The organism is Variovorax sp. AC194, assembly GCF_979257995.1.
In genome coordinates this window covers 843,477-856,015 of record NZ_OZ409823.1, presented here as the reverse complement: position 1 = coordinate 856,015, position 12,539 = coordinate 843,477, and the positions used below count along the sequence as shown (strand labels likewise).

Below are 12,539 nucleotides of genomic sequence, written 5' to 3'. Positions count from 1 at the left end.
TCAGCGGACCGGCGAAGTCGTCACCGCCGGCTGCCCGGGCGCCGAGCCCGGCGCGGGCAGCGGCTCCATCGGCGGCAGCGGCACGCGCGAGGACGAAGAAGACGACGAAGGCGTCGCGTTGCTCACCGGCGCCGGGCCCGTGCCGCCGCGCTGCGCCGCGGACTGGTTCGCCGCCTGGCTGGCGGCAAGGTCGGCTTCGCTCACCACCTCGACCACGCGCACCACCTTCATCACGCCGCCCACGCCGCGCGTGATCTCGGTCGCGCGATCGGTCTCGCGCCGCGTGGCGATGCCCATGAGGTACACCACGCCGCGCTCGGTCGTCACCTTGAACGAGTTGGCGAAGATGTCCTTCGCATCGAGCAGCGAGGCCTTCACCTTGCCGGTGATGTAGAGGTCGTTGGAGCGGTCCTGGAAGGTGCTGGGCGCGCCCAGCGTGAGCTCGTTCACCACGGAGCGCACGTTGACGATGCGGCTCACCTCGTCCTCCACGCGGCGGCGGTCGGCCTCGTTGCCCACCGCGCCGGTCAAGAGCACCTGGCGGTTGTAGCTGGTGACGCTCACGTACATCTGGTCGTTGGCGATGTCACGCACGCGGGCGGCGGCGCGCAGCTCGATGCCCTGGTCGTCCAGTTGCGCGCCGGAGCTGCGGCGATCGGTCGCCACCATGCCCACGCCCACCACCGCGGCGCCGCCCACCACGAGCGGCACGCAGGCGGAGAGACCGGCGACCAGTGCGGCACCCAGGGTGAGTGCGAGGGCGAAACGCCGGGTCGACGTCTTTGTCATGGTCGTCATGGTCATGAGGAAGCTTCCTGTTCTCCGAGTAACTGGGCATCCACGCCGTCGCACAGGCAGTGCAGCGCGAGCAGGTGGACTTCATGGATGCGCGCCGCACGCTCGTGCGGCACGCTGATCTGGACGTCGGTTTCGCGCAGCGCGCGGCCGATGACGCCGCCGGTGCCGCTGCTGCCCGCGCCGGGCCCCGCGGGCGGGCCCGAGACGGCGTTGCCGAGCAGGGCGACCACGGTCATGTCGCGCTCGTGCGCGGCCAGCACGGCAGCCAGCACGGCGGCCGACTGCCCGCTCGCGCTCAAGGCGAGCAGCACGTCGCCGGCCTGGCCGAGCGCACGCACCTGGCGCGCGAACCGGTCGGCATCCATGGCATTGGCGCTGTCGGCGTTGGGGTCGGTGGTGTCGCCGGGCAATGCGATGGCGCCCAGCTCCGGGCGCTCGCGCTCGAAGCGGCCGACGAACTGCGCGGCGAACTGCGCGGCCAGGAGGCCCGAGACACCCGCGCCGCAGGCCAGCACCTTGCCGCCGCTGGTCACGCAGGCCAGGATGGCCTGCATCGCTTGAGAGATGGGTTTGCTCAGGACCGGTCCGGTCTGGTATTTGAGGTCGGCACTGTCGATGAAGTGCTGCTGAATCCGTTGCTCGAGCATGAGGCGGGATGATAACTGGGGGTGGTGAAACAAGACGTGTGAGTTGTGGAGCCAGCCCGAAGGCTTCAGTTCCCTTGGAAGGCGCGTCAGCCCGCGTCGAACGCGGCCCGCAACCAGGTGATTTTCTCCTCCACCAGCACCACGTCGAAACGGCATGGCGGCACCGCGCGCAGCCGGCTCAGGTAATGCTGCGCGGCGAACACGATGCGCCGCTGCTTGGGCCCGGTGATGCTGCCGCCCGCGCCGCCATGCGTGCCGGCGCTGCGCTGGCGCACCTCGACGAACACCAGGGTTGCGCCGCGCGGATCACGCGGATCGCGCATGATCAGGTCGATCTCGCCGCCGCCGCGCCCGGGCGTTCGATAATTGCGCGCGATCAGCGCAAGGCCGGCGTCCTGCAGGTGTTCGAGCGCGGCGTCTTCCGCCGCATCGCCGCGACGCTTCGTGGTGCTGGTGGTGGTGGTCTTCATGGCTCCCTGCCGTCTTCTCTTTTTTGTCGTTCGCTCTCACGGAGAAACCTCTTGGCTTCACTCGCCCCTGCTTCTTTCGGCGCCGCCCTTGCGGCCGCGCACGACGCCGCGGGTGCGCAGCATTATCCGCAGGCCACGCTCTACGTCGTTGCCACGCCGATCGGCAACCTGGCCGACATCACGCTGCGCGCGCTGCACGTGCTGCAGCTGGTGGACGTGATCGCCTGCGAGGACACGCGCCACACCCAGAGCCTCCTGCGCGCCTACGGCATCGACCGCCCCGGCGCCCGGCTGCTTGCAGTGCACCAGCACAACGAGGCCGAGGCCGCGCAAGCGGTGGTCGCGCGCCTCGCGCAGGGCGAGCGCATCGCGTACGTGAGCGACGCCGGCACCCCCGGCGTGAGCGACCCTGGCGCGCGGCTGGTCGCCGCGGTGCGCGCCGCAGGCCAGCGCGTGCTGCCGCTGCCGGGCGCGAGCAGCGTCACGACGCTGATCGGTGCGGCCGGGCTCGTGGCGGACGGCGCGGATGGCAACGCGAGCAGCGCCTTCGTCTTCGCGGGCTTCCTGCCGAGTAAGGCCGGCGAGCGCGACACCGCCGTGCAGGCCCTCTCGCAGGAGCCGCGCGCCGTGGTGCTGCTGGAGGCGCCGCACCGCATCGAAAGCCTCGCGCGTGCGCTCGCCGTGCTGGGCGAGCGCCGCATCACCGTGGGCCGTGAGCTCACCAAGCAGTTCGAGGACATCGCGACGGCGGCGGCGAGCGCCCTGCCCGACTGGTTCGCAGCGGACCGTGACCGCATCCGGGGCGAATTCGCGCTGGTGCTGCACCCGGTCGCGGTGAGCGGCGACGGCGGCGCGGAAGGCGAGCGCGTACTGCGACTGCTGCTGGCCGAACTGCCGGTGAAGACCGCGGTGCGGCTGGCCGCCGAGATCAGCGGTGCGCCGCGCAATGCGCTGTACGAAACGGCGCTGCGCATCCGCAATGACGGCGGCGACGAGCCGAGCGACTGACTAACTAGCCGTCCAGCTCCGCATACCGCCTGAAGATCCCGTCCTCGTTGAACGCGATGCGGCGCGGGCTCTGCAGGTAGTCGTGCACACGCTGGCGGCGCTTGACGTTGGCGTGCAATTTCTCGACGGCCGGCGTGCGGGCCAGTGCTCGGGCGGTGGCCTTCGGGAATGCATAGTGCAGGCCGTCGACCAGCTGGAACAGCGAGAGATCGGCATAGGTCAGCATGTCGCCGACCAGGTGCAGGTCGCCCGCGGGGTTGCGCTGGAGCACTTGCTCGAACCAGTTCAGGAACTTGGGAATCCGCTCTTCACGGAAGGACTGCGCGCGCTGCACGGCTGCATCGCGCTGGTCTTCGTAATAGGCGCCGGTCGAGATCGGATGGTGCGTGTCGTGCGCCTCGGCCACCGCGTCGGCGATGGTGAGCTGCAGCTGGTGCGTCCACAGGCCATCGGACTCGCCGACGCCCGAGAGCCCCAGGCGCGGCCCGAGGTACAGCAGGATCGCGGCGGTCTGGCCCACCACGATGTCGCCATCGACCAGGAAAGGCGGCGCGAACGCGGCGCGGGCGTTGTTGGGGTCGCCCAGCCGCTCGCCGAGTGCGGACTCGCCGCCGCCTTTGGATTCGGGCAGCCGCGCCACATCGACATAGTCGGCACCCGCTGCTTCGAGCGCGAGCCGCACGAATTCACCGCGGCCCTGGATCGTGGGCCAGTAATGGAGTTGGTAGGGCATGCGGCCATGGTGTCAGGGTCCGCCGGACCCCGCAACCGGCCGGGACGCTCAGGCGGCGCGGTCCGACAGGCTCACCAGAATTTCCACCACGGCCGCGGCGCCAGGCGCAGCGCCTGCGGGCGGGTGTCGAGGTCGATGTTCTGGGTGAGCGTGTCGCCGGAGCGGCGGCGCATCTCGGTCTCGAGGGCATGCGCGATGCCGCGCGCCTGTTTCTCACCGCGCAGCGCGCGCCGGCGCCACTCCGCGGCATGTTCCGCCAGGCTGGCCTCGTCCAGATCAGTCAACTCCGTCATCGATGGAAATCTTGCATGTGCGCGGTGGCGAAGCGACGCCGGCGCGCGGTGAATGGTCGTGGGGGAGAACGTCGAGGGGGAAAGAAAAAGACCGGACGCCTTGGGAGGCTTCCGGTCTTGCAGGGGTCTCACCGCCAGGAGTCTCACCCAACGGGGGGAAAGCCATGGTACCGCATCGGGCCCCGGCGATGCCGCTGCCGGGCAGTGTCGGCGATCACTTCCGGACCGCTGCAATCACCTTGCGCGGAAGCCAGTACGCCAGCGTTCCCGCAGCGGCGAAGGCGATCAGCCCGGTCACGGCGATGCCCGCGGCCAGCGACAGCCCGCCCGCCAGGAGCGACAGCAGCGCCGGGCCGCAGGAGGAGCCGATGTCGGACATCAGGCGCCATATGCCCAGGAAGTGCGCGCGGCCGTGGCGCGGCGAGTGGTCGGCGCCGATGGTCATGATCATTCCCGAGCCGATGCCGTTGCCGAAGCCGATCGCCAGCGACGCGAGCAGCAGCGTGACGACGCCGGTCGTGAGCGGCATCAGCAGCATCGCCAGCCCCATGATCAGCATCGAAGGCACCGCGACCCAGCGCCGGCCCTTCCTGTCCATCACCTTGCCGGCCGGATAGAACACCAGCATGTCGATGCCGCCCGCCAGGCCGTAGATCAGCGAGGCCACCGAGGGCGCCAGCATCAGGTGGTCGGCCCACAGCGGGATCACGGCCTGGCGCGAGGCCCGCACCGCGCTGACCAGCACCACGCCCAGGCCCAGCGTGAGGAACACGCGCCGGTGGTCCCGCAGGGTCGAGAGGACGGAGGTCGAGGCCGGAGTCGCCTGCCCGGCCGGGACCGGCGGCGCCTCCAGGTCGGGAATGCGCGCGCCGATGGCCGCGGCCCCCATCACCGCCACGATGCCGACCACGTAAGCCGCGGAGAGGCCGAACAGATGCACCGCTCCGGCCGCGATAAACGGCCCGGCGAACATGCCGATGCGCATGACGCCGCCCAGCGTCGAGAGCGCCCGCGCGCGGTATTCGATGGGCACCGCCTCGGTCATGTAGCTCTGGCGCGCGAGGTTGTAGACGGCCTGCGACATGCCCACCATGAAGCAGCCCGCGGCGAACAGGCCCAGGTGCGAGGTCAGCACGCACAGCAGCATGCCCAGGCCGCTCCACACGCCCGCCGCGACGATGGCCCAGCGCTCGCCCCAGCGCATCGTGATCATCGAAGCGGGGATGTTGTTGAACAGCGAGCCGATGCCGATCATCGCGATCACCAGCGCGGCCATGGGCACGGAAGCGCCCAGGTCGCGCGCCGTCAGCGGCACGATCGGCAGGATGGCGCCTTCGCCCAGCCCGAAGAGCAACGAAGGCGCAAACGCCCGCACGGCGATGCGCCACAGGGAAAAAGCAGGGGTGGGGGTTGGAGCGGGGAGCGGCGATGACATGCGCGAAAAGGTCCGGGTTGCGGCCCCGGCCCGCAGCGCGAACGCAACGCGGACAAAGAGCGGACGACAAGCGCGGCGATTGTCTCGCCGATGCCCGGATTCGTCAGACCGTCATGAAAAAAAGCCGGAAGCTTTTGCAAGCTTCCGGCTTTGGATCTGGTCCCGCCGCCAGGAATCGAACCTGGATCTCAGCCTTCGGAGGGCCGAATTCTATCCGTTGAAATACAGCGAGAGAGGGGCTCCGGAAAACCTCCGGAGCCAGAGATTATCGCCTATCAGGCGACGGCGCTTTCTGCTTCGTTCGCGGCCACCGCGTCGGCCGCCGGCCGCTCGAAGCCCAGCCCCGCCAGATAGACGCGGAAGGTGCGACGGCCCGTGGGCACCAGGTCGAAGGCCTCGGGGTCGAGCAGCCAGTTCTGAATGAGGCCGCTGATCAGCGCATGCATGCCCTGCGCCGCCACGTGGCCGGGCACCGGCAGCTTGACGTGGGCGCGGCGCGCGGCCAGGCGCAATGCTTTTTCGAAATCGACCACGCAGGCGTTGCGCGCATCCAGGTGGCGCTGCTGCACCGAGGCCATGTCGTGGGTGTATTCGACCTTGTGGGTGGCCACGTCGAACACGCGGCGCACCTGCGGGTCGGTGGTCATGAGGGTCAGCGCGTGGACCATGCCCTCCTCGATCTCGACCAGCGGATCGTCGCTCGCGGCGGCAGCATCGCTCTTGGGCGCGGCCTCCAGCGGCAGGATGACGCGCTCCATCATCGCGTTGAAGAGGTCGGCCTTGTCCTTGAAGTGCCAGTAGATGGCGCCGCGCGTCGCGCCGGCCTGCTGCGCGATCTGCTGCAGCGAGGTCTGCGAGACGCCTTGCGCCTGAAACAGCAGCTCCGCGGCATCGAGCAACCGATTCCGCGTGGCCAATGCCTCTTCCTTCGTACGACGTGCCACCAAGTCTCCTGATTTGTAAAGCGAACGCCCCTTGCTTATCGTGGGGCCATTAACAGAGTCACTATACATCCATGAATGTATGTAAACTACCGGGCTTCCCCGATGGCCCGGCTGTTTATGCTGTCATCCTGTTCGCAGTGCGAACACACCGCCATCTCCCGTCTTCGCTTCAAAGGAATCGCATGCCTCTCCTGCATGTCTCGCGCCCATCGTCCTTTTCGCCGCGTCTCGCGACCGTGGCCGCCGTTGTCCTGTTGGTCCTCGCGGGCTGCGGCAAGGGCGATGCACCCGCCGGCCCGGGCGGCGCAGGCGGCGGCGGTCACCCGCCGGCCCCTGAGGTGGGCGTCGTGGTCGCCACGCCGACCGATGTCGGCCTCGTGACCGAACTGCCGGGCCGCCTGGAGGCCTCGCGCATCGCGCAGGTCCGCGCCCGGGCCTCGGGCATCCTGCTCAAGCGCGAGTTCCGCGAAGGCAGCGACGTGAAGGCCGGCCAGCTCCTGTTCCGCATCGATCCGGCACCGCTGGTGGCCGCTTCGCAGAACGCCCAGGCCACGCTGGCCCGCGCCGAAGCCAACGCCGTGCAGGCCAAGGCCCTGGCCGACCGCTACAAGCCGCTGGTCGAAGCCAACGCGGTAAGCAAGCAGGAATACGCCACCGCCGTCGCCTCGCAAAAGACCGCTGAAGCCGACGTGGCCTCGGGCCGCGCCGCAGTGACGACCGCCAAGATCAACCTCGGCTATGCCGACGTGACCTCCCCCATCGCGGGCCGCATCGGCCGCGCCCTCGTGACCGAAGGCGCGCTGGTGGGCCAGGGCGACGCCACCGAACTGGCCGTGGTGCAGCAGATCAACCCGGTGTACGTGAACTTCACGCAGTCGGCCTCCGACGTGCTGAAGCTGCGCCGCGCGCTGGCCGCCGGCCAGTACAAGCGCGCCGGCGGCGAAGAAGCCGCCAGCGTGAGCGTCGTGCTGGAAGACGGCAGCGACTACCCGCTGCCCGGCAAGCTGCTGTTCTCCGACCTCACGGTGGATTCGACCACCGGCCAGGTCACGCTGCGCGCCGAAGTGCCCAACCCCAAGGGCGAGCTGCTGCCCGGCCTGTACGTGCGCGTGAAGCTCGAGCAGGCACAGGCCACCAACGCGATCACGCTGCCGCAGCAGGCGGTCACCCGCACCCAGCAGGGCGACACCGTCTCGGTGGTCGACAAGGACGGCAAGATCAGCAAGCGCACCGTGAAGATCAGCGCCGCCAAGGACAACCAGTGGGTGGTGCTGGACGGCCTGAAGGCCGGCGAACAGGTGATGGTCGACGGCTTCCAGAAGCTGCAGATGATGCCGCCCGGAACGCCCGTGAAGGCCGTGCCGTGGAAGAAGCCGGACCCGAACGCGGCCCCTGCGCCCGCAGCACCTGCACCGGGCGCCGCCCCCGCAGCCGCACCGGCTGCAGCGGCACCGGCCGCCGCACCCGCGGCAGCCCCCGCCGCCAACGGCCAGGCTTCCGCGCCGGCCGAGAAGAAGTAATCAGGAGCGCGCCGCATGGCCAAATTCTTTATCGACCGACCGATCTTTGCCTGGGTGATCGCGCTGTTCATCCTGGTGATGGGCGGCGTGGCAATCACCCAGTTGCCGATCTCGCAGTACCCGCCGGTGGCCCCTCCGGCCATCGTGATCAACGTCGCCTACCCCGGCGCCTCGGCCCAGACGCTGGAGGACAGCGTGCTGTCCGTCATCGAGCGCGAAATGAACGGCTCGCCGGGCCTGATCTACATGGAATCGGTGGCCCAGGCCGACGGCACCGGCTCCATCACGATCAGCTTCGAGGCCGGCACCAACGACGACCTCGCGCAGGTGGACGTGCAGAACCGGCTCTCCCGCGCCACGCCGCGCCTGCCGGCCGCGGTGACGCAGCAGGGCGTGCGCGTGGACAAGTCGCGCAACAACTTCCTGCTGTTCGCGATGCTGTCCTCGGACAACCCGGACTTCGACCCGGTCGCGCTGGGCGACTACGCCTCGCGCAACATCGTGCCCGAGCTGCAGCGCGTCGTCGGCGTGGGCCAGGCGCAGCTCTTCGGCACCGAGAACGCCATGCGCATCTGGGTCGATCCGGCCAAGCTGCAGGGCTTCAACCTGTCGGCCACCGACGTGAACAACGCGATCCGCGCACAGAACGCCCAGGTGTCCTCCGGCTCCATCGGCGACCTGCCCAACATTCCCGGCCAGGCCATCGCGGCCACCGTGGTGGTGAACGGCCAGCTGGCCAACGTGGAGCAGTTCAAGAACATCGTGCTGCGCGCCAACACCGACGGCTCGGCCGTGCGGCTGAAAGACGTCGCGCGCGTGGAGCTGGGCGGCCAGTCGTACTCCACCTCGGCGCGCCTGAACGGCGTGCCCGCGGTTGGCATCGGCGTGCAGCCCACGCCCAACGGCAACGCGCTGCAGTCGGCCAAGGCGATCCGCGCCAAGATGACCGAGCTGGAGCGCTTCTTCCCGCCGGGCGTGAAGTGGAACATTCCGTACGACAGCTCGCGCTTCGTGCAGATCTCGATCACCGAAGTGGTCAAGACGCTGCTGGAAGCCGTGGCGCTGGTGTTCGTGGTGATGTTCCTGTTCCTGCAGAACTGGCGCTACACGATCATCCCGACCATCGTGGTGCCGATCGCGCTCCTGGGCACGTTCGCGTCGCTGCTCGCGCTCGGTTTCTCGATCAACGTGCTGACCATGTTCGGCATGGTGCTGGTGATCGGCATCGTGGTGGACGATGCGATCGTGGTGGTCGAGAACGTCGAGCGCATCATGAGCGAGGAAGGGCTCTCGCCCCTTGAAGCCACGCGCAAGGCGATGAAGCAGATCTCCGGCGCCATCATCGGCGTGACGGTGGTGCTGATCTCGGTGTTCGTGCCGCTCGCGTTCTTCGCGGGCTCCACCGGCAACATCTACCGCCAGTTCTCGGCGGTGATGGTGACCTCGATCGCCTTCTCGGCCTTCATGGCGCTGTCGCTCACGCCGGCGCTGTGCGCCACGCTGCTCAAGCCCGTGGAAGCGGGCCACCACCACGAGAAGCGCGGCTTCTTCGGCTGGTTCAACCGCGGCTTCTCGCGCACGGCCAAGGGCTATGAAAGCATCGTCGCGCGCATCCTGCGCCGCGCCGCGCGCTACCTGATCATCTACGTGGCGATCATCGGCGCGGTGGCCTACACCTACACGCACCTGCCCAGCTCGTTCCTGCCGGCCGAAGACCAGGGCAACATCATCGTGAACGTGCAGTTGCCCCCGGGCGCAACGCAGGAACGTGCGCTGGCGGTCATGCAGCAGGTCGAAGGCTTCATCCTGAAGCAGCCCGAAGTGCAGAGCATGGTCGGCGTGATGGGCTTCAGCTTCTCGGGCCAGGGCCAGAACGCGGGCCTTGCCTTCGTGACGCTGAAGGACTGGGAAGAACGCAAGGACCCGGCCCACTCGGCCAGCGCGCTGGCCGGCCGTGCCTTCGGTGCGCTCTCGGGCATCCGCGACGCCTTCATCTACCCGCTGAGCCCGCCGCCCATTCCCGAACTGGGCAACGCCAGCGGCTTCAGCTTCCGGCTGCAGGACCGCGCGGGCGCGGGCCACGAGGCGCTCATCAACGCACGCAACCAGCTCCTGGGCATGGCCGGGCAGAGCAAGATCCTCTCGCAGGTTCGCCCCGACGGCCTGGAAGACGCGCCGCAGCTGCAGATCGACATCGACCGCGACAAGGCCAACGCCCTGGGCGTGAGCTTCGATGCGATCAATGCGACGCTCTCCACGGGCCTGGGTTCGAGCTACATCAACGACTTCCCGAACCGCGGGCGCCTCCAGCGCGTGGTGGTGCAGGCCGATGCGCCGGCCCGCATGCAGCCGGACGACCTGCTGCGCCTGAACGCCAGCAACACGCAGGGCCAGCCGGTGCCGCTGTCGGCCTTCGCGACCACCAAGTGGGTCACGGGCGCCACGCAGACAGTGCGCTACAACGGCTACCCCGCGATCCGCATCAGCGGCGACGCCGCCGCGGGCTTCAGCACGGGTGCCGCGATGGCCGAGATGGAAAAGCTCGCCGCGCAGCTGCCGCAAGGCTTCGGCTTCGAATGGACCGGCCAGTCGCGCGAGGAAAAGCTTGCGGGTTCGCAGGCCATCATCCTGTACGGCTTCGCGATCCTGGCTGTGTTCCTGTGCCTGGCCGCGCTGTACGAGAGCTGGTCAATCCCGCTGGCGGTGATCCTGGTGGTGCCGCTCGGCGTGCTGGGCGTGCTGCTGGCAACGATGCTGCGCGCCTATTCGAACGACGTGTACTTCCAGGTGGGGCTGATCACCATCATCGGCCTCTCGGCGAAGAACGCGATTCTGATCATCGAGTTCGCCAAGGACCTGCAGGCGCAGGGCAAGGGCATCGTCGAGTCGGCGCTGGCCGCGGCCCACCTGCGGTTCCGGCCGATCGTGATGACCTCGCTGGCCTTTGGTCTGGGCGTCGTGCCGCTGGTGATCGCCTCGGGCGCCGGCTCGGCCAGCCAGCGCGCCATCGGCACCGGCGTGCTCGGCGGCATGGTGACTGGTACGGCCCTTGCCGTGATTTTCGTGCCGGTGTTCTTCGTCGTCGTGCGCACCCTGTTCAAGGGCAGCGCGCGGCAGCGTGAGGCCGACAAGCGGCATGCCGAAGCCGCCGGCATCGTGGAGGAACCCAAGCATGACTAAAAAACTGATTCCCACAGCTTTGGCCGCAGCGATGCTGCTGGCCGGCTGCTCGCTGATCCCGACCTACGAGCGCCCCGCCGCGCCGGTGCCGACCACCTTCCCGGGTGACCCGTCGCAGCCGGCCGGCCCGGCCGCCGCGGCCCTGCCGTGGCAGGACTTCTTCACCGACCCGCGCCTGGCGGGCCTGATCCAGACCGCCCTGGCGAACAACCGGGACCTGCGCGTATCGGTGCTCAACATCGAGCAGGCGCGCGCGCAGTTCCAGATCGAGCGCTCGGCGCTCTTCCCGGCGCTGGGCCTCACGGGTTCGGGCTCGCGCTCGAGCCCCAATGCCTACCAGGCGATCGACGCGAGCCAGGGCAGCGTGGCCTCGCAGTACAGCGTCAACTTCGGCTTCACGGCCTGGGAGTTGGACTTCTTCGGCCGCATCCGCGCGCTGAAGGACCAGGCGCTCGCGCAGTACCTGGCCACCGAGGAAACGCGCAAGGCCGCGCAGATCAGCCTGATCGCCTCGGTCGCCACTGGCTGGATCACGCTCCTGGCCGATGACGAACTGCTGGAGATCACGCGCCAGACGATGGTCACGCGCGAGGAATCGGTGCGCCTCGCAAAGCTGCGCTTCGACAACGGCGTGTCGTCCGAAATCGACTTCCAGGCCGCGAACACGGCCGCGGAAAGCGCCCGCGCCACCTATGCGCAGCAGCAGCGCGCGCGCATGCAGGACGAGAACGCGCTCGCCCTGCTGCTGGGCGCGCCGGTGCCGGCGACGGCCCTCTCGGGCGGCAGCAAGGGCCTGGACGGCATCCAGCCGATGCCCGACGTGCCCGCGGGCCTGCCCTCGGACATGCTGATCGAGCGGCCCGACATCCGCGCGGCCGAGCAGCAGCTGATCGCCGCCAACGCCAACATCGGCGCGGCGCGCGCGAACTTCTTCCCGCGGGTGTCGCTCACCAGCTCGATCGGCACGGCGAGCAGCGAGTTCTCGGGCCTGTTCGACCGCGGCTCCAAGGCCTGGTCGTTCGCGCCCACGGTCACGCTGCCGATCTTCGATGCGGGCCGCAATTGGGCCACGCTGCAATCGTCCAAGGCCGGGCGCGAGATCGCGGTCGCGCAGTACGAGAAGTCGATCCAGACCGCGTTCCGCGAAGTGGCCGATGCGCTGGCCGGTCGCGCCACGCTGGGCGAAGAGGTGCGTGCGCAACGCGCGCAGGCCACCGCGGAAGCGGTGCGCTTCAAGCTCTCGGACCTGCGTTACCGCAACGGCATTGCCAGCGCGCTCGACCTGCTCGATGCGCAGCGGTCGCTGTTCACGGCGCAGCAACTGGCGGTCAACGCGCGGCTCCTGCAGCTGCAGAACCAAGTCACGCTGTACAAGACGCTGGGTGGCGGCTGGGCAACGCGCGACAAGGGTTGAGGCGCTTGCGCGCCCGATATCGGGAGGCCAATCGCCCGCCGGGGCGGGGGGCCTCTCTATAATCGTCGGTTGATCTAGAAAAAGCCCCCCGACGAGC

At 69.1% G+C, this 12,539-nt stretch carries 11 protein-coding genes and 1 tRNA gene; 4 read left to right on the top strand and 8 right to left on the bottom strand.

The features are described from left to right. The 3 genes from ACZYRS_RS04135 to ACZYRS_RS04125 all read right to left on the bottom strand — a co-directional run bounded on the left by ACZYRS_RS04135 (position 1) and on the right by ACZYRS_RS04125 (position 1,915). The gene (locus ACZYRS_RS04135) at positions 1–804 is read right to left on the bottom strand and encodes a BON domain-containing protein (protein WP_463418215.1); all 804 of its coding nucleotides are present in this window, start codon (positions 802–804) and stop codon (positions 1–3) included. Next, entirely contained in the window at positions 801–1,445 is a 645-nt protein-coding gene (locus tag ACZYRS_RS04130; RefSeq protein WP_463418214.1) for an SIS domain-containing protein, read from the bottom strand. The genes ACZYRS_RS04135 and ACZYRS_RS04130 overlap by 4 nt, the downstream gene beginning before the upstream one ends. 86 nt (positions 1,446–1,531) lie before the next feature. Further along, positions 1,532–1,915, bottom strand: coding sequence for a YraN family protein (locus ACZYRS_RS04125; RefSeq protein WP_463418213.1), 384 nt, complete (start codon positions 1,913–1,915; stop codon positions 1,532–1,534). Between the two features lie 51 nt (positions 1,916–1,966). Between ACZYRS_RS04125 and rsmI the strand changes: the two genes are divergently transcribed. Further along, positions 1,967–2,923 (top strand): 16S rRNA (cytidine(1402)-2'-O)-methyltransferase, encoded by a 957-nt coding sequence (gene rsmI / locus ACZYRS_RS04120; protein WP_463418212.1) that lies wholly within the window; start codon positions 1,967–1,969, stop codon positions 2,921–2,923. A 4-nt stretch (positions 2,924–2,927) separates the two neighbouring features. Here rsmI and ACZYRS_RS04115 read toward each other — a convergent pair whose 3' ends face one another. The 5 genes from ACZYRS_RS04115 to ACZYRS_RS04095 all read right to left on the bottom strand — a co-directional run bounded on the left by ACZYRS_RS04115 (position 2,928) and on the right by ACZYRS_RS04095 (position 6,328). Continuing rightward, the gene (locus ACZYRS_RS04115) at positions 2,928–3,656 is read right to left on the bottom strand and encodes a glutathione S-transferase (protein ID WP_463418211.1); all 729 of its coding nucleotides are present in this window, start codon (positions 3,654–3,656) and stop codon (positions 2,928–2,930) included. Positions 3,657–3,727: 71 nt separating this feature from the next. Further along, positions 3,728–3,949: a hypothetical protein gene (locus ACZYRS_RS04110; protein ID WP_198788443.1), complete on the bottom strand. Its 222-nt coding sequence runs from the start codon at positions 3,947–3,949 to the stop codon at positions 3,728–3,730. Between the two features lie 214 nt (positions 3,950–4,163). Next, the gene (locus ACZYRS_RS04105; protein WP_463418210.1) at positions 4,164–5,384 is read right to left on the bottom strand and encodes an MFS transporter; all 1,221 of its coding nucleotides are present in this window, start codon (positions 5,382–5,384) and stop codon (positions 4,164–4,166) included. Between the two features lie 157 nt (positions 5,385–5,541). Next, positions 5,542–5,616 (bottom strand) — tRNA-Arg (locus ACZYRS_RS04100). Positions 5,617–5,659: 43 nt separating this feature from the next. Further along, the gene (locus ACZYRS_RS04095; protein WP_443083374.1) at positions 5,660–6,328 is read right to left on the bottom strand and encodes a TetR family transcriptional regulator; all 669 of its coding nucleotides are present in this window, start codon (positions 6,326–6,328) and stop codon (positions 5,660–5,662) included. Between the two features lie 182 nt (positions 6,329–6,510). Here ACZYRS_RS04095 and ACZYRS_RS04090 point away from each other — a divergent pair, with 182 nt between their 5' ends. The 3 genes from ACZYRS_RS04090 to ACZYRS_RS04080 are packed head-to-tail and all read left to right on the top strand — an operon-like array spanning position 6,511 to position 12,442. Further along, positions 6,511–7,848: an efflux RND transporter periplasmic adaptor subunit gene (locus ACZYRS_RS04090; protein ID WP_463418209.1), complete on the top strand. Its 1,338-nt coding sequence runs from the start codon at positions 6,511–6,513 to the stop codon at positions 7,846–7,848. Between the two features lie 15 nt (positions 7,849–7,863). After that, positions 7,864–11,028 carry an efflux RND transporter permease subunit gene (locus ACZYRS_RS04085; protein WP_198788380.1) on the top strand — a complete coding sequence of 1,055 codons (3,165 nt, stop codon included), beginning with the start codon at positions 7,864–7,866 and terminating at the stop codon, positions 11,026–11,028. Beyond that, positions 11,021–12,442 carry an efflux transporter outer membrane subunit gene (locus tag ACZYRS_RS04080; protein ID WP_198788379.1) on the top strand — a complete coding sequence of 474 codons (1,422 nt, stop codon included), beginning with the start codon at positions 11,021–11,023 and terminating at the stop codon, positions 12,440–12,442. The genes ACZYRS_RS04085 and ACZYRS_RS04080 overlap by 8 nt, the downstream gene beginning before the upstream one ends. The last annotated feature ends 97 nt before the right edge of the window (positions 12,443–12,539 follow it).

Bases quoted from the DNA above. Each gene is read 5' to 3' on its own strand.
- ACZYRS_RS04135 (WP_463418215.1), bottom strand. From the start codon at position 804: ATGACCATGACGACCATGACAAAGACGTCGACCCGGCGTTTCGCCCTC.
- ACZYRS_RS04130 (WP_463418214.1), bottom strand. From the start codon at position 1,445: ATGCTCGAGCAACGGATTCAGCAGCACTTCATCGACAGTGCCGACCTC.
- ACZYRS_RS04125 (WP_463418213.1), bottom strand. From the start codon at position 1,915: ATGAAGACCACCACCACCAGCACCACGAAGCGTCGCGGCGATGCGGCG.
- ACZYRS_RS04115 (WP_463418211.1), bottom strand. From the start codon at position 3,656: ATGCCCTACCAACTCCATTACTGGCCCACGATCCAGGGCCGCGGTGAA.
- ACZYRS_RS04110 (WP_198788443.1), bottom strand. From the start codon at position 3,949: ATGACGGAGTTGACTGATCTGGACGAGGCCAGCCTGGCGGAACATGCC.
- ACZYRS_RS04105 (WP_463418210.1), bottom strand. From the start codon at position 5,384: ATGTCATCGCCGCTCCCCGCTCCAACCCCCACCCCTGCTTTTTCCCTG.
- ACZYRS_RS04090 (WP_463418209.1), top strand. From the start codon at position 6,511: ATGCCTCTCCTGCATGTCTCGCGCCCATCGTCCTTTTCGCCGCGTCTC.
- ACZYRS_RS04085 (WP_198788380.1), top strand. From the start codon at position 7,864: ATGGCCAAATTCTTTATCGACCGACCGATCTTTGCCTGGGTGATCGCG.
- ACZYRS_RS04080 (WP_198788379.1), top strand. From the start codon at position 11,021: ATGACTAAAAAACTGATTCCCACAGCTTTGGCCGCAGCGATGCTGCTG.